Below are 15561 nucleotides of genomic sequence, written 5' to 3' on the forward strand. Positions count from 1 at the left end.
CTTTAGGGGATTGGGATGAGAGAGCTAAACTAGATATTGACTGAATACAACAAAAAGTTAATCTAATATTAAGTCCGCATCGTGTGCTTCATCATAAGATCTGATGTCCTGATGCAGCCATCACTAATTAGTAATGCCCTGAAATATGGGGTTTTAAATATTAAACGTATCTACAACCCAGTCTTTGAAAAGAGACAGACCACCGGAATGAATAGCTGGTGGTAGGGAAGTAGTAGTAGCCTGGACACGGGCTAACGTTGTCTAGCTGAAGCACGGCCTCAAGCGCCGCCAGTTCGCCGGCGGGTTCCGCACGGAAACTGCCCACAAGCCGTGCGTACTAGCTAGAAGCTCCCCAGCTTTAGCGGGTTGAGAGTGTCACTTTTTAGATGTTATTGATCAGCAGAAACGCTCTTGTTTCTCAAGTCTAAAGGGATTAAAGCATTGCTTTTTTCCTTATTCTTATATAGAGATTCAATAAAATTTAAAGTAGTAACATTATCAGTTATAAAATAATAGGGATTTTCTTCTTCCGAAAATAAGGCGTTGTAAGGCAAAAAAAACTCCTGAATTTTTTTTACATGCTGATTGAAAGCTGCTGGATCATCAACAAAGGCATTTCTTTTCCCGACTATTGGAGCATAATCTTCAAACCAAAATTGAGTGGATTCATAATAACACCAACCCAAAAGGGGAGAAAATGGATGAACCATTGATGATTCATTTGACTGGTTATTTTTAAAATAAAAATAATTTTGTAAAAAGTGTGAGCATGATTCGATAACTGCCAAGTTGATTATAGTACAAGCAATAAAGGAATAATGCCAAGATGAACTAAGATTTTCAAAAAAAGAGAGATTTTTCTCACTAAGTCGATCGACTGTTGGATGAACGCCAAAAAAGCAGGGTAAAGAAGGGTAGATAGAGGTAAACTGACAAAATGGCTGAATCATATCCTCTGAAATGATAAGAAGGTCTGCTTTAGCTAGGCGTGGATGACCAGAAAAAAAATGGAGAAATTTTCCTGGATCAAAATACGCAGGGAATATTGTTTTAAATCTAAAATTATCCAAATAGTCAGTTGGGTTAATTGGTTGAGGTTCCATGCTATTATATATAGAAAATCAAAAGAATTTTGATAAAGACTCATGAATGTTTTTGCTTCATTTTCATCCTCAAATCGTTTTTTTTACAACAGCGAAAAAGTCATTCAAGAAATACTCTGGGAAAACACCATCGACACATTGCCACGATTACTGCCTCCTATCCCTGCTAATCTTTTAACTTTTGACCAATTCCCAAACAACAAAGCCATTGAATCAATTCCCGTAGAAGGAGGTTGGTTAAGCTTGTTGGTTCATCCCACTCAATGGCCAAAAGATCTTTTGCAAGTGTACTATGAGGATTTAGTTATTTTATTTTCTTGTGTAAAGTCAAAAGAAGTTCAGCAAAACAATTTACAACCTATCGCTCTCTGTCAGTATGTACAAACTTGTAAAAAAAAGAAAATGGTTCTTGAAAACAAAAATTGTCCATTTAATAGCATGGGAATTTGTGCTATTGGAACATTCCAAAATCAATCTCTTTCAGTAGAATCACTAAACCATAATTCCATAGGCTACTACTTAGGACTTACCAAGCAACAGGTTCAGTCCAAATTAAAAATTGCAACAGAATATCTAAAAAACGCTCTCAAACAAAAGAAAGCATTTTGTGAACTGCTTTCCAATCTTTCCAATAGTTGAAATAAATTAAATTACAATTTTTGTTTATCGAATCTTTTCCTGTATTTTCTTTTGTTCCAGTTGAGGATCTGAGTGGTAAATTCCTTGGATTGGCGAAGGATTTAAGCCTTCAGGATTAAAAATTGGTGCCTCTTCCTTTTCTTTTTCTAGAGACTTCTGAGTTTGTTTCCCATCAAATGCCTTCTGCCAGAATTCTTGTTGTAGAAAAGGCCCTTTTCCTATTCCAGGAATATTCCAATAGGAAGGTACGGAATGGGTTTCCGTTGTTTTTTGATAAACCGTATTATTAGCTTTTTCACCAATTCTTTTCCAATCCAAAGTGCTTAACCTTTGGTCATTTCTTTCTAGACACCTACAGGTACACATTCCATCCCATTTTTGAGGGTTTGAAGCTGAATCTATTCCTTGGTTTAGCTGTTCTTTAGCAGAAGCTCTAGTCAGACCTATCATATTGAGTGTCTGAGTATTGGATAAGGTTCCAATAGAATTCTTTGAGGTAGAGTGTTGCTGGACAGGATGTGATCTATGATCGCTTTCTTGGTTTCTGTTTGTTGTTTTGTTTGTTCTACCATCCATACTATCCGTAGGAGATAGGTTCATTGGAATATGATCAAATGATTGAACATGCGCCGAAGGCTTTTCTTCTCCCCCCTGATGTGCGGTTAATTCTACTCGTTTGTTTTGTTCGTTCATGGTATATCCTCCTTCTAAATCTTTATCGCGCAATTTCTTCTTTTTTATTTACATAGGAAAGCAGGGATCGTGTTTGAAAATTCGAATTAGGAACTGAGGAAAAGTATTCAGGTAAATAAAAATCCCTATTGATTGGATGTTGATAATTTTGAAGCTTCGTATAAAACCTTTCAGAATTGCTTATATTTTCTATTTTCTCAGTAGGTGCTTTTAAATTTTCTACTATTTTTTCAACCTTTTCCCCAATTCTTTCGCCCATTGAAGAGCCAACAACCCATCCGAGCCATCCACCCATGGGTTTTCCAATCAAAGGAATTCCACCAAGGACATTTTCTCCCAACTTTTCGCCTATTTTCCCAATTCCCACAGCTGACGCTCCTTTTATAGCTGCCTCACTCATATTAAACATAGCCTCATCAATTTTCCCATGCGCCAACGATTGCATGGATCTGTAGACTCCCGGACCTGCAATTTCGGCCCCTAAAAGTGCTGCATACTTTGGACCTCCTAATCGAGTAATCGTTTTTACAACTCTTAAGAAAAAAGAATCCGGCTTATTCATTCTTTCTTTATTTTGCAGCTGCTCCATTGCTTTTAATTGCTGTGTTTTTCCTTCATTTCCGGTAGCTATAATGGATCCTGAATTTTTAACATTTTCTTTTTCAAGAGGGACAAAAGAAAATGGTTCTTTTTTGATCTCTTCTACAATTTTATCAGGATAATTTGTTTGATTCTTTGAAAACTGGGCATAGGCTCCATATCCAGCCCCTAGTCCTAATACATTAGGTAAAACAGCAGGCATCTCTTTGAAAGTGTTTTCATCAACATTGGGAGAGGACTGATCAAGGATACTTATTTCACGAAAACTTGGACTAAGAAAGCGACCATAGAGAAGAGAAGACAATGGCATGCCTTTAGTCGCAGAAAGATGAATTTGAGGATTATTCATACTTATATTGTTAGGCGATAACCCGGAAAAAATTTAGATAAAAGATCAACTGAATACGCTAGAATATGAGCGAGAAGAAAGTAGGAGCAAAGCTTCCTCTTTGGATATCACTCCTGTAAAAAAGAGCTCTGTAGCTTGAATAGCTAATGGCTTAAATCCTCTACTTTCATTATGAGCTCGTATTCGGTTAGGGCTCGCACCATTTTCAATTAAAGAAATAATTTCACTATCGAATGGAAGAAGTTCAAGAATCGGCATCCTTCCAGCCGTCCCTGTTCCTCTACATGCTTGACAACCACTGGCTTCTGCAACCACAGGCTCTGCAACCTGACAATTGGGAAAATATTTTAAATCATCTTTCGTGGCTTTTCTTATTTTTTTGCAATAAGGGCATAATTTTGAAACGAGCCTTTGGGAAATAACCAATTTCATAGCATAAGATACAGCAAGCCTATCAATACCAAAGCTCTGAACCATTCTTTCTATTACTCCCACTGGATCAGTTGCATGAATAGAGGAAAATACAAGATGGCCAGTTAATGCTGAATCAATAGCAATCCGAGCACTTTCCATATCACGTATTTCCCCAATCATAATAATATCTGGATCTTGTCGAACTATTCCTCTCAGAGCAGTGGCAAATGTAATTCCTGCTTTTTCTCTAACTTCGATTTGCATGGCATCAGGAAAATGTTTTTCAACAGGATTCTCAACGGTAATTATTTTTTTTCTAGGGGAACTAATATGCTGTAGCATAGCATAAAGAGTAGTTGTTTTTCCACTTCCTGTTGGTCCTGTGGAGACAAACATCCCCTGTCCATTCGCTAAAAACCACAAAAGAAAAGAATGCTCCATTGGCGGCAAATTCAAATCATCAAGGGTTGGAATTCTAGAAGAAAAAATACGAATGGCGGTATGCTCTTCCATCCCTTGGCCAATTACAATACTATACCTTTGGTCATAACGAATCCCTTTGTATTGATAACTGCTACTTCCATCTTGAAATATCCCTTTTTGATCAGCAGCCATATTTCCAAAAAGCTTAATTCGGTCCAATAGAATCTGATATTGAAGTCTGCTTAAGGGAGCTTGTTCATAATAATCCCCGTCTATTCGGAAACGCACTCGTACATTGTGTTCTTTAGGTTCTAGGGAAATATCGCTGGCTCCCATATCAATGGCACTGCTCATGATAGCATGATAAAGAGTGATTCCTGTTTCGTTAAAATGACCTAAATCTACTTGGGGCCATTCCCTTACATGAAGAGGATCTCCTGGTAAAATTCCTTTAATTTTGTTTTCTTTTTCAACCCGAAGAAATAGTTTTTGGAAATAACCAGGAGAACAAATCACAAGCTGGATTTTTGTTTTTAGAGCTTCGATCAATTGATCTTCTAGTTTAGAATTAAAGGCTTCTGGTGTAATAACCCAAGAGCAGGTAGGTGACTTCCTCCATAAAAGAGCGTTATCAAATCCTTTTATTGCTGCACAAGCTTGCACAGCTCCTTCTGGAATAACAATTTTTGGGTCGGAACCAAAAAGAATTTGTTCAAGAATATCAGCTACTCTTGGATACAATGAGGATTCTAACCTTAATAGTTTTAACCAACTTTCCTTATCTTCTTGCTCCCAATCAGGAAACCCTTCTACCCCTCTTTCTCTTTTTAGAAAAAGATTGGCCAAATCGCTAGGATGTAAGAGATAAAAAATTCTTGCTTTATCTTGGAAATTAATTGCGGCAAAAATTTCAACCTCATGTAAGCGAAAAGGATTGAGAATACCGATGACATAAAAAGGACTGTCCCATAAAATTATCGCATTAAAATCTTTTTCTAACTTTTTGCCTGCAGAATAGAAAGCCGAAGGGGGCAAGGGATGATCTCTATCAGCAGGATATAGGGGTGGCCATCCATTACGATTGGTGAATGATTCTGACCACCTTTCCCATGAAAAAAGGGTAGAAAATCGTAAGATCGCTTTTTCTAGATCAAAGAATGGGTCGGATTTTCTCCATTCTTTAAGATTTTCTGCAACTATCAGCCGTTCCTTGAGAAGAAAGTTTTCAAAATCGTTTTGAATAGGAAGACAATGTTTCATTTGCATAATTTGTGCGTTTGTTGGCGCAAAATTTTTCTACAACTGCCTATTTATACTTTGATTATTATGAGTTTTGTTTTTCGAAACCCTCATGAGGTCAATCCTCCTGAAAGAGAAAGGGATGGATTATACGGTGTTCAAAGAATAAGGCTGCCCGCTTTTTTAAGAACCATATGGGAATGGAGGGAAGATCTAGCTGTTGTAAATAGTTGGCTTCTGCTTTTCTGCTTATTACAAGCTATAGCAATCATATTTCTTGGCATTGCACTTTATCTGAAGATTCATGAGCCAACTCGAATGATTGTCGATCTGCCAGGATATGTTATTTGGCCAAAAACTGAAATATTTAAATTAAATGAGAACATGATTTTTTCTTTCATTCATGAAGTGGGAAAAGCTCTTTATGAAGTAAGCCCTGGATCTTATTCCCTTTCAACCGTTGCCGATCGTGTTTCTCCCAAAGTCGCTGCCGCATTTAAAGAAGTCTATGTTCCACTGGCGATGAACGGCGGAAATGGAGAAAGAATTGTATGGAATTTGAGAGAAGTGCGTAAATACAACTCTCCAAAGTTGCCCAGCTATTTAATAGTTGCCGGAAAATGTGATCGAGCTCGTTACAAAATTCAAAATGGTATGCCAGATGTCACCAGTGAATCAGTTGTTATTCTCTTTTATATCAGTGAAGGCCCCAACACACCGATGAATCCTTTAGGATTAAGACTCGAAGGAGTAGAAGAGTTTCAGGGAGCAGAAGCAGAAAAAATCTGGTCTTATACAGTACCAATAGTGAGTTCGCCTGAAATATTGAAAAAAGAACCTATTTTACCTTCAAAGACAAGAGGTCCTAAAAAATGAAAAGAAAACTGTTTGTCTTTTTGATGCTACTGTTTGTCTCCATTGCTAGAGGGCAACAAATCGATCCGCTTGACTCTAGGAATGCTCTCAATACATCGTTTCAGAACGGAAACATAAATTCAAATTCTTCACCTCAAATTGCAGAAGAAGATGCCCCACCTGTTATTATCAATGGTAAAAAGGCAGAAGAATTATCAGAAGATGAACTGCTTCAGTTTCTTCAACAAAAAGTTAGAATGATTCATCAGGAAGACGGTCAGGTAGAAATTCTTCGAATTTCTCCAGGATATCCACTAGCCATAGAATTTTCAGAGCCAATAGTTGGATGGGAGATTGGAGATGGTAAATTGATTCATATAAGCAAACAGGGTGCAAAACTAATACTAAGATCTCTCGATACTACGGGTGATACATCTCTTTTAGTTTTTTTCCAAGGAAACAGAACGAGAATTTATCATATTTTTGTAGAATCAGATTTTCAAAAGGCATTGAGCCTTATTCGAGTTAGCCCCTTTAGTAAAAACAGTTCTTTAATGCCCACACAGCTTGTTGCTTATTCCATAGGAACAGATGAAGATATCTCTTCAGTCAAAAGTGTGGCTCAAATTATCGCTAACTATGATCTTTTGGTTAGAGAAGGTTCTTTAAAGCCGATGGATGTGAGCAGAATAGCAATATTTAAACGCTCAAAACTTACTGGTTTTGATTATTATTATCTTTACAGATTTTCTTCTGGTCTATTAGCGATTTCGTTCGCATGGAAAAATCTTTATCCATATCGTGTAAGGCTAGATGAGTCGACTTTAAGGGTCGCAATTGGGCAAAGTCGCTTTATACCCGATTACGTATCGTTAAATAAGTTAATAGTACCTCCTGGAGGCATGACCAGCGGCTTTTTGATTATCTCTAATCCTCCGTATTCTCCAGATCAACCTTTTTCTTTAATCTGGAAAGAAAGTAAAAAATGAAAAAGTTTCTTAAAAATAAATTTTTTCTAACCATTATAGGCATTTTATCTGTGGCCACTTTCTATTATATCAACCCCATTCATCTTGCCTCAGAGTTGATGTATGGGATTATTGAGTCTGCTAGGTATACCTATTTTAGAGGACAAGCTCTACCTTTAGGTTCAGAAAAAAAGATAAAGAGTGAGGCTCAAGAACAAAGGAAGAACATCATTGTTCAAAAAGGGGAGAAATCCAAGCTAAAGGCGGTTATTCCCGAAGAAATTGTACAGGCTAAAGAAAATATTCCAGAACCAACCCTTCCTCCTACCCAAGTTAAAGCCCCTCCAACTTCTAAAGACAAAAGTTCCCTTGGAGTTTTAGAACAACAACCTCCTAACAGACTTGCTCCTGTTCCTCGCGGTATAGTCGATCAGAAAGCCTTAGCTAGGGATTCTCAAGCTTCAGATCAACCAGTGATCATAAAATGGGCTAGAAAAAGATATCTTTTCCGAAATCTTTCTCTTTCAGCCCTTGAAACTAATGGAACTGAGGATAAAGGAGGCTCCGAAGGACCATTTGCAAATATTGATATTAATTCGTTCTCACCACAAGGCGAGATGATAGAAGCAGCCTTGGTAAATTCTGCATTTAGTTCTAACACAGATGTCGATGTTGTTGGGGCAGTTTGGCTTCCCTTTTACTTTCAAGGGAATCTTCTTCTTGAGCCTGGTGATCGATTGATCGGCACTTCAGCCGGAGGTACAGCGTTAAGAGATAGAATGATGGTCCATATTGACAAAATTATCTTTAAAGACGGTAGATCATTACCAATTCAAGGAGTCGCTCTCCATACTGATGGAACAGAAGGAATCAAAGGATACAGAGTTAGTGAATATGGCAAACAACTTTTAGGACCAATTTTAGCAGCCATGGGACAAGCTTTTCTCTACGCCATGGAATATCAATCCTTTAACTATTATATGTCTCCATATGGACTCACTCCTTGGGGTCTTTATGGGCAGCCAGCTTACAATGGGGCAAAACAGGCAATGATGTTGGGTGGAATGTATGCAGGAACTAACGCGATGCAACAGATTATGAACATTCTTGCTCAAGATATTGAGCAATATAAGCCTTATGTTTTTGTGCCAGCAGGAACTAGATTTAGGGTTTTTTTGAAGAGTTACATGGATATTTCAAAAGCTGATTATGGAAGATGAATCTATTCAAAACAGTATGAATATAAAATTACATACACTTTGTGCTCTTGCTGTTTGTTTTGTTTTAGGTTGTGTTTCACAGAAAAAAACAGCGATGCCAATTGATCCAGCGTTAATACAAAACAGTTACGACTATACTAAACCATATGATGTTTATGACAGAAGCAAACCTGCATATGTTCTTCCGGTTATAAATACTGGATGGGCAAAAGCGAAAGTAGATCCTAAAACAGGACAATGGATTGGTGGACATTATGTAGGCACCGTTATTGATCCTGGGCACTGGGCTACTCTTGAAGAGGCTGAGCTCTCTGGAAAACCTTACATCAGAGCGGATAATGGACAAATGATTGTTCCTAATCCCAACGAAGACAATCCTCCAAGCAAAGATAAAGGAGTAGAAATAGATCTTGTTAGTATGAAAAATAGGTTAGAAAAAATGGAATCTACCTTGGCAGAATCCATTCCTCCCTCTGAGTATAAAGAGGCCGCATTAATGAATGCGTTAGAAAAAAAATCACAAAGCAAAAAATACAGTCCAACCAATTTTCCTTCCATTGTAGTAGGAGATCCAGATATGGAAACCATCGCTCAACCTTCAACCTTTAACGTAACTAAGACATCATCCTTTATTACTGTTGGGGAAGAAGAACCCGCCATTAATAAAAATATGAAAAATCAAGATTTAAAAAAACATAATTCCCCATTAACTACGATAGAAGTTCCTCTTGGAAAACCAGGACAGAACTTTGTCGTTAAAACTCCAAATGGTGGATTTGTGGTGATCGAATTTTTACCTAATCGAAAAGTTAAAGTCTTATACAATGGTCATACAGTAGAAAAGATTGCTCCGCCAGATCAAGATGTTGTAGTGATTTCTGTGCCACAATAACTTAAAAGCTTTTTTTTCTTGATTAGAAATGAATTTGACTGATTGACAGATTGTATTTCCTCAACAACCTTAGAAACATCGATGGATAAAATATTACAAATGCTGGTAAGATGAGGAGGAAGATCGTTATAACTATTTAAAAAAAGATCCGTGGAAAGGAATAAATCTAATAGAATTGCCTTTGACTCCAATTCATCGATATCCTCTAGCAATTTTAAAGATTCTTCCATTGTGCCAAGCTTATAATTGTGTCTTTGGAATACAAAAGTAGAAACCTCTCTTGGTAGAACACGTAGAGCCAGAGATAAAAAGATATTGTAGGATCGATCAATCTTCTCTGTTTTTATCTTATCACACACTTTTGATATAAGAGAAGAACAGCTCAAATTTAAAAATTCTTCTTTCTTTTTTCTCTCTCTTTTGGCCTCTTCCTTTTCTTTCAATTCTTTGATTGCTTTAGCTGCAAAGGTAATCCCTTTTCTTTGTAAAATAAAAAGCGCATCTTCCTTCTTAACAAGCTTATGGATGGTTCCAATGGGGCTCCGTGCCAAGTACTGATGCAAATGTGGCTTACTATCCTTTATAGTTAATTCTTCAGCTAATAAAGATGCCCATTTTCTTTCTTTTTTATCCCAATCACATGTAGAATCAACATCTATAAAAGGAGAATCAGTTTTAAGTCTAGATGTTCCTGGAACAAAATGTTTTGTCGATTCTTCATCAAAAAGTATTTCTCTGTTTTCACTTTGAGCTTTATAGCATTGAAAATGCCAATCAGCTTCTCTCTTTTTTGCAAAACATTCAGGATCTGTACAAATCATTTCATCTGTTACATCCTCGAATAGATCTTTTGAATTGCCTGTTCGCTTAGAGCAATCAAGACAGCTTGGAACACCAGGGATTAAATCGGGTTTTGTAATGGAGAAGTTTGCTTTTCTTAAATCAAGAAGAAAATTTTCTAACACCATCTTGGCTACCTGAGCAACGGTTAAAGATTTTGCGATCGCTTCAGAAGCAACGACAGCCCGTAGTTGAGGCACTGGTATTCTAGCTATATACCATCCTGCGCGTTTGGCCAATTTACCAGATATTATCGCCTCTTTTGCCGCTTCAGGTAGAGACAATAGGGTAACCATTCGACTGATATAATCTCTACCCTTACCTATGACTGAGGCCAATTCTACAATAGTCATCCCTCCTTGCAAAAGATTTTTGTACCCTTCAGCCTCTTCTATAGGATTAAGATTTTGTCTTTGAATGTTCTCAATTATCCGTATTTGAAGAGCCATTTTTTCATCCATCGGATGAATAAAACACTCAATAAACTCTTTGTTCAGTTTTTTACAGGCCCTCCATCTTCTTTCTCCTGAAACTATTTCATAATAGCCATCTTCTATGGGTCTGACTAGAATAGGATGAATGAGTCCGATTTTTTCTATACTTACTGCAAGCTCTTCAATTTTATCTTCTTGAAATTGTTTTCTTGGATTCTGTTTAGATAACTTAATTTTTTCAATTGGAATTAATGAGATAGAAGGAGACTTTTGTGTTTTCGTTTTCATTATTCGTAATCTAATGAAGAATCGTTATAGAAATTGACGTTTATCATTGTAGAGGGTATCCCAGTAGGCAGGGGATGTCGGATGTTTAAAGTCTCAAAAAGGAAAAAATCTCTTTTAAGTTGATTTAGAGATTTCTCTAAAAGTTGTAGAACCTTCTTTCTAGAAAGTCTTAGTTTTTGAGCAATCCAGGTGGTAGGTCTTTTTTTAGCCCCTTCTCCTTCAATGCCAAAAAAGTATAATACTATTTTTCTAGAAATATCATCAAGATGAGATAACGCAATATAAAGCTTCTGCAGCTTTTCTTCTTTTTCTTCCTCTTCTGCTGTATTGTCAGGATAAACCAAAAGGTCCATGAGAGATGTTTCAGAGTCATCTAAAGCAGAAAAATGAAGGCTTAAATCTCCAGAATATACATGGAGTATTTTTTCCATGTCATGGAGAGAACATCCATACAATTCAGTGATCTCTTCAACGGTCAGTCCTTGTTCTAAAAATCTCTCTATTTTTCTATAAGATCTGTACATCGATGCTGGTCTTCGAACAGTAGCTCTACAAGCATTGGCATAATTTCTAACTCTATTTCTCACATGATGAATGGCATAATCTAAAAATCGGATGTTAAAATTCTCATTCCATTTTTCAAGGGCATCAAGTATTCCAATCCATCCAACGTTTTCAGCATCAGGCCATTGATCAGCTAAATTTGGTAAATAAAAACGAGCTACTTGCTGTCTTATAGGTAAAGAAATTTTAGCAAGCCAATCCAAGGCTTCCGCATCTGCAGCTTTTGCTTTAAGAATAAGTGGGAGTTCTTCCTTGAATTTCTCTTCATAGTGAGTAGAATTATGTTGTTGATTACTAACAGGATCCAAAGTTTTAGTTAGTTTGGCTCTCATGATAGTAGTTGGGTATAACCATTGTAAATTAGCATAGATTCTCGGCAAGAATAAAATATAATTGTAACAATATTGTAACATTTCTGTAACATTTGGTTATTTTTCATCTTATTTTTTAAATATTAAATTTGATTTTTATTCTTCCTTAATTCTTTATGGCCTTGCTTTAGGCTTATTTTCAGTCATCTAAAGCTTTCAAAAAATATTTTTTCTGTACTCGATCGAATCACCCATTACTTATGAAAGTAATTCGATCCTTTTTTTTCTTTTTCGTTTTTTTTCCTTTATTTTTTCTTCCATCGATTAGAGCGGAAAATGTTGAGGTTTATTCCCGAACATATTCCTATGACCTCGCTCTAAAGTTAAACCAACAAGAAAGTGAATTTTTTTCTTTTTTTTACACTCAGGCCACCGCTTTTTTTTATAAGGCTTTCCCTTTTTTGATCGGATTTCTTTTAGCTGCTGGAGGACTCAGAATATTTAGAAAAAAAAGAATTTGTTTTTTAGCAGCTGATTATCTTCTTTGCGTCCTCATTGTAATAACTGTTTTTTCTGGAATTCCGAAAATAGTTTTTGATCCAATGGAAGGAATTATCCCACAGGGCCTTGTTAACTATATCGGCCAGCTCAATATAGAAGGAATAAAAATTGAGGGGAAGAATCCTAGAGAATGGTGGGATAACTGGTTGACTAATTCTAAAAGCTCTCTTGGATCGAAATTTTCATTAGAATATAGTGTAGAAAAGAGCCAAAGGATTTGGAAATACTTCCCACATCGATATGAGGAATTGGAAGCCAAAACAAAAGAAACCATTCAGAAATTTCTTCCTTATGACTATCCATCAGAAAAAATAAAAAAATTACTTCTCTTTTTGCTCATTGCTACAGGTAAAGGATTTTTTCACTCTGTTCTTTTCTTTTCCTATATCTTTTCACAGCTTTCTCTCTTTTTCTACCTTTTAATCCCCATTGTACTCAATTTTATCGAAGAATGTCTTATGCTTTTTTCTCTTTTCCTCTGTTTGTGTTTTGGATTAACATTGCCACTTAAGCCACATATACAGTTGATGGGACAATCCTACCGATTTTTCCTTTTATCTTTCCTTCCTAATTTCCTTTGGATCATCCTTTCTTTTTTGTGTTATTTCTTGTTTACATCTCTTTTTGGAGCCATTTTTGATGAAGGAGGAGGCTTCTTAACTTTCTTTCATTCTTCTAGCCATGATATACGGCATGCTCTGAGTAAGACTTACTTTTTATTTTCCTTTTTAGAATTTTTGCCCGAAACTTTCCGAATAGTTTTCTTAGGATTTTGGGAGCTTTCATGGGAGGCTGGTTTTTACTGTTTAGTTAGCTTTTGTTTGGCCTTATTTCTTTTCTTGGGGATTACCATCCCATTGTGGGGAATGTTCAGGACAATATCTTTGACAAATGAAGCGCCAACAGTTGCATCGCGATTATTTAGAAAGATGCGCTATGGCATAGGAAAAACTACCTACAAAATGATTTCAAAAATCAAAAATATCCCCCTATGTTTTTCAGAAACAGAATTTTCCTCTTCAAAATCTAAGAATGAACCTAAAAAAGATCCTGCATCCTATTCATAATTGATAGAAAGGAATGGAATATAATGAGAAAAACAATGATTTTAATCAAAAATCCTCTAACGGCCTCAAAACTAAGATTGTTTATTCTTTGGGCTTATGCCTCATTTTCAATTGCTCTATTGGCTGATAATGGATCAGATATAAGCCTTCCTTTAAAGCTCTCCAATCCATCTGCTCATTCTCTTCCTATAAAAGGAGATTCATCGAATTTATCCAATAAAGAAAGCAAGCCTTTAAAGAAAAATGAAACTAATCTTATTCCAAGAGAAAACAAATCGACAGACAGGATAGGAGAAAATAAAGAACAAATCCAGAAAGAATTGCCGACACAATCAATAATTCCAAATAACGAAAACTTTCAACCGATAATTTTGGACTTTCGAATTACAGAACTTATGGAGCTTAAACGAATAGCTAGGGAGATCGGAGGTAATCTGATTATTACCATTGAGCCGGTAGGAATTACCGCCGCCGATCTCATCATTCCTTTAAGAAACTCTGGATTATTTAATGTAGAGTCAAAGGATGGGAAACTCTTCATTGTAAGTTCCAATGGCCAACAACAAAAAAAGGCATATGAAGAGGAAATAGCAGCTCTTTCAAGACGACAAGCAGCTCTGCTTCGGAATATAGCGGTATTGCAGAACTTGGCAACTTCTGAGAATTCTTCCAAACAAACCTCTTCAACAGAATCCATTGATTCCATAGAAAAAGAACAGAAAAATAATATGCAATCGATGGCGCATATCCTTCCCAACACTCAAGAAGAATATCCTTTGCCTAAATAGCTCAAATAGCTCTAAGCTTCGGATTGTTTTATTCAAAGAAAAATTTTTGATTTTTAAAATAAAAGATCAATTCAGTTATGTCTAAAAAAAGCCGAATTCTGAAAGGCCCTTTAGCTTGGATGTTCCCTTTGCTTTCGTTTCCTATTTTTTTGTCTTTTATTTCGAATGCAAAAGAAATACCTGATTATTTAGGGAAGGGAAGTAGTTTATTTTTATTTCAGCCTTTCAAAAGAAAAGAATCGAGTTATTCAAAAGATAAAACAATTACTAGAGAACAAAAGCCCCCTGCAAGCATTACTCCAAAGAGTTCATTTTTGAAATTACAAGAGGATCTATTCGATCAAGGATCTTTTGAAAAGAGATTTGCGTATCGAACAGAAAAATGGATTGTTTGGGTTTGTTGGCTTAATCCAGATGGGAAAATTTCCGAGTCTTTGCCAATCTGGATAGATAAAAACAAAGACGGCCACTATTTTCTCAAAGCCTCTGTGAACATTGGAGAAGAAATTCGGCCCAACTTTGGAGAAAATCAGACTCTCAGCTTATGCCAAACATTAAGTCTTTTCCATTCAGACAATGGGGAAGTTAAGCCTATAGCCTCACCAATTTGGATAATTATCCAATCCAAAGATAACAAAAAAGAGGAAATATGGACTGGGGAAGGGGGATGGGAAGCTTCTTCTAATTTATTCGATTTCAGAAACGTTTATTCTCCTTTTAAATCTTTTTTGAGAAACCAAAGTAATCCCATCTATAAAAAATTAAGTCAATATGAATGGCCTGATATAGTTTTATTTCTTCAGAAAAGTGACGACAAGACAAACAAACAGATGATGGAAAACCCAGATCAAATTCTTCTGAATTTTAAATAAAAGGACAACTCAATCACCTCTTATTTCTTTTCTTTTTCTTAAAATTTTTTTTAACAAAAGTCATATTTCCTCTTTCCATTCCTATTAAGAAAGTATGAAAATAAGATACTATTCTTTTCAGCTACGACTTATTATTGCAATATTAAGCATCTTTATTTGTTATGTTATTAATGCTTCTATTTCCTATGGTGCCGGAGGGACTGGGGTTCTAAATGTTACACCTCTTAATGGTGCTGATGCTGAAGGATTTACTACTTTGCAACAATTGCAGATGGCCTTTTCAGATTATGGCTATCTTATTTCTCTTTGCTTATTGGTATTTGGGGGAGTTATGTGGTTTTTTAACAGGCCAGCTTTTACAATTGGCGCATTGGTTGCTGCAGCAGTAATCTATGGGGGCCCTCATCTTGCTAATGGAATTCGAGCTGTTTCTCAATAAGA

General features: G+C 36.2%; 15 protein-coding genes. 9 read left to right on the top strand and 6 right to left on the bottom strand.

The annotated features are described in order from the left end of the window. Window positions 1-389: 389 nt before the first annotated feature. Window positions 390-1103 carry a hypothetical protein gene (locus QOL44_RS06225; protein WP_009061447.1) on the bottom strand — a complete coding sequence of 238 codons (714 nt, stop codon included), beginning with the start codon at window positions 1101-1103 and terminating at the stop codon, window positions 390-392. A 42-nt stretch (window positions 1104-1145) separates the two neighbouring features. Between QOL44_RS06225 and QOL44_RS06230 the strand changes: the two genes are divergently transcribed. Beyond that, window positions 1146-1742: a hypothetical protein gene (locus QOL44_RS06230; protein WP_009061446.1), complete on the top strand. Its 597-nt coding sequence runs from the start codon at window positions 1146-1148 to the stop codon at window positions 1740-1742. Window positions 1743-1766: 24 nt separating this feature from the next. Here QOL44_RS06230 and QOL44_RS06235 read toward each other — a convergent pair whose 3' ends face one another. The 3 genes from QOL44_RS06235 to QOL44_RS06245 are packed head-to-tail and all read right to left on the bottom strand — an operon-like array spanning window position 1767 to window position 5481. After that, the gene (locus QOL44_RS06235) at window positions 1767-2435 is read right to left on the bottom strand and encodes a hypothetical protein (RefSeq protein WP_009061445.1); all 669 of its coding nucleotides are present in this window, start codon (window positions 2433-2435) and stop codon (window positions 1767-1769) included. Window positions 2436-2457: 22 nt separating this feature from the next. Beyond that, entirely contained in the window at window positions 2458-3384 is a 927-nt protein-coding gene (locus tag QOL44_RS06240) for a hypothetical protein (RefSeq protein ID WP_009061444.1), read from the bottom strand. 45 nt (window positions 3385-3429) lie between these two features. Then, window positions 3430-5481 carry a GspE/PulE family protein gene (locus QOL44_RS06245; protein ID WP_228343283.1) on the bottom strand — a complete coding sequence of 684 codons (2052 nt, stop codon included), beginning with the start codon at window positions 5479-5481 and terminating at the stop codon, window positions 3430-3432. A 66-nt stretch (window positions 5482-5547) separates the two neighbouring features. Here QOL44_RS06245 and QOL44_RS06250 point away from each other — a divergent pair, with 66 nt between their 5' ends. From QOL44_RS06250 to QOL44_RS06265, 4 genes are read left to right on the top strand one after another with little or no spacing between them, the layout of a single operon-like run. Continuing rightward, window positions 5548-6336 (top strand): hypothetical protein, encoded by a 789-nt coding sequence (locus tag QOL44_RS06250; RefSeq protein ID WP_009061441.1) that lies wholly within the window; start codon window positions 5548-5550, stop codon window positions 6334-6336. Next, window positions 6333-7304: a hypothetical protein gene (locus QOL44_RS06255; RefSeq protein WP_009061439.1), complete on the top strand. Its 972-nt coding sequence runs from the start codon at window positions 6333-6335 to the stop codon at window positions 7302-7304. The genes QOL44_RS06250 and QOL44_RS06255 overlap by 4 nt, the downstream gene beginning before the upstream one ends. Beyond that, window positions 7301-8503: a TrbI/VirB10 family protein gene (locus QOL44_RS06260; protein ID WP_009061437.1), complete on the top strand. Its 1203-nt coding sequence runs from the start codon at window positions 7301-7303 to the stop codon at window positions 8501-8503. Before QOL44_RS06255 ends, QOL44_RS06260 begins: the two co-directional genes overlap by 4 nt. Further along, complete coding sequence (locus QOL44_RS06265) at window positions 8493-9395, top strand: hypothetical protein (RefSeq protein WP_009061435.1); 903 nt, start codon at window positions 8493-8495, stop codon at window positions 9393-9395. The genes QOL44_RS06260 and QOL44_RS06265 overlap by 11 nt, the downstream gene beginning before the upstream one ends. Here the strand turns inward: QOL44_RS06265 and QOL44_RS06270 are convergent. Both QOL44_RS06270 and QOL44_RS06275 read right to left on the bottom strand, forming a co-directional pair. Continuing rightward, window positions 9362-10957, bottom strand: a complete 1596-nt coding sequence (locus tag QOL44_RS06270; RefSeq protein ID WP_009061433.1) for a ParB/RepB/Spo0J family partition protein — start codon at window positions 10955-10957, stop codon at window positions 9362-9364. The genes QOL44_RS06265 and QOL44_RS06270 overlap by 34 nt on opposite strands. Further along, complete coding sequence (locus QOL44_RS06275; RefSeq protein WP_009061431.1) at window positions 10957-11934, bottom strand: sigma-70 family RNA polymerase sigma factor; 978 nt, start codon at window positions 11932-11934, stop codon at window positions 10957-10959. The genes QOL44_RS06270 and QOL44_RS06275 overlap by 1 nt, the downstream gene beginning before the upstream one ends. A gap of 359 nt (window positions 11935-12293) precedes the next feature. On the opposite strand from QOL44_RS06275, the gene QOL44_RS06280 reads away from it, so the two are divergent. From QOL44_RS06280 to QOL44_RS06295, 4 genes are all read left to right on the top strand, one after another. Then, a complete protein-coding gene (locus QOL44_RS06280; protein WP_134372879.1) occupies window positions 12294-13460 on the top strand; it encodes a hypothetical protein in 1167 nt (388 codons plus the stop codon). A 23-nt stretch (window positions 13461-13483) separates the two neighbouring features. Then, window positions 13484-14248 (top strand): hypothetical protein, encoded by a 765-nt coding sequence (locus QOL44_RS06285; protein WP_009061427.1) that lies wholly within the window; start codon window positions 13484-13486, stop codon window positions 14246-14248. A gap of 77 nt (window positions 14249-14325) precedes the next feature. Next, window positions 14326-15120, top strand: a complete 795-nt coding sequence (locus QOL44_RS06290; RefSeq protein ID WP_009061425.1) for a hypothetical protein — start codon at window positions 14326-14328, stop codon at window positions 15118-15120. A 94-nt stretch (window positions 15121-15214) separates the two neighbouring features. After that, the gene (locus tag QOL44_RS06295; protein WP_009061423.1) at window positions 15215-15559 is read left to right on the top strand and encodes a hypothetical protein; all 345 of its coding nucleotides are present in this window, start codon (window positions 15215-15217) and stop codon (window positions 15557-15559) included. Window positions 15560-15561 lie beyond the last annotated feature (2 nt).

The organism is Candidatus Methylacidiphilum fumarolicum (assembly GCF_949774925.1).
Taxonomy (GTDB): domain Bacteria; phylum Verrucomicrobiota; class Verrucomicrobiia; order Methylacidiphilales; family Methylacidiphilaceae; genus Methylacidiphilum; species Methylacidiphilum fumarolicum.

Coding starts and splice junctions, on each gene's coding strand:
- QOL44_RS06225 (WP_009061447.1), bottom strand. CDS start 1,103: ATGGAACCTCAACCAATTAACCCAACTGACTATTTGGATAATTTTAGA.
- QOL44_RS06230 (WP_009061446.1), top strand. CDS start 1,146: ATGAATGTTTTTGCTTCATTTTCATCCTCAAATCGTTTTTTTTACAAC.
- QOL44_RS06235 (WP_009061445.1), bottom strand. CDS start 2,435: ATGAACGAACAAAACAAACGAGTAGAATTAACCGCACATCAGGGGGGA.
- QOL44_RS06240 (WP_009061444.1), bottom strand. CDS start 3,384: ATGAATAATCCTCAAATTCATCTTTCTGCGACTAAAGGCATGCCATTG.
- QOL44_RS06245 (WP_228343283.1), bottom strand. CDS start 5,481: ATGAAACATTGTCTTCCTATTCAAAACGATTTTGAAAACTTTCTTCTC.
- QOL44_RS06250 (WP_009061441.1), top strand. CDS start 5,548: ATGAGTTTTGTTTTTCGAAACCCTCATGAGGTCAATCCTCCTGAAAGA.
- QOL44_RS06255 (WP_009061439.1), top strand. CDS start 6,333: ATGAAAAGAAAACTGTTTGTCTTTTTGATGCTACTGTTTGTCTCCATT.
- QOL44_RS06260 (WP_009061437.1), top strand. CDS start 7,301: ATGAAAAAGTTTCTTAAAAATAAATTTTTTCTAACCATTATAGGCATT.
- QOL44_RS06265 (WP_009061435.1), top strand. CDS start 8,493: ATGGAAGATGAATCTATTCAAAACAGTATGAATATAAAATTACATACA.
- QOL44_RS06270 (WP_009061433.1), bottom strand. CDS start 10,957: ATGAAAACGAAAACACAAAAGTCTCCTTCTATCTCATTAATTCCAATT.
- QOL44_RS06275 (WP_009061431.1), bottom strand. CDS start 11,934: ATGTTACAATATTGTTACAATTATATTTTATTCTTGCCGAGAATCTAT.
- QOL44_RS06285 (WP_009061427.1), top strand. CDS start 13,484: ATGAGAAAAACAATGATTTTAATCAAAAATCCTCTAACGGCCTCAAAA.
- QOL44_RS06290 (WP_009061425.1), top strand. CDS start 14,326: ATGTCTAAAAAAAGCCGAATTCTGAAAGGCCCTTTAGCTTGGATGTTC.
- QOL44_RS06295 (WP_009061423.1), top strand. CDS start 15,215: ATGAAAATAAGATACTATTCTTTTCAGCTACGACTTATTATTGCAATA.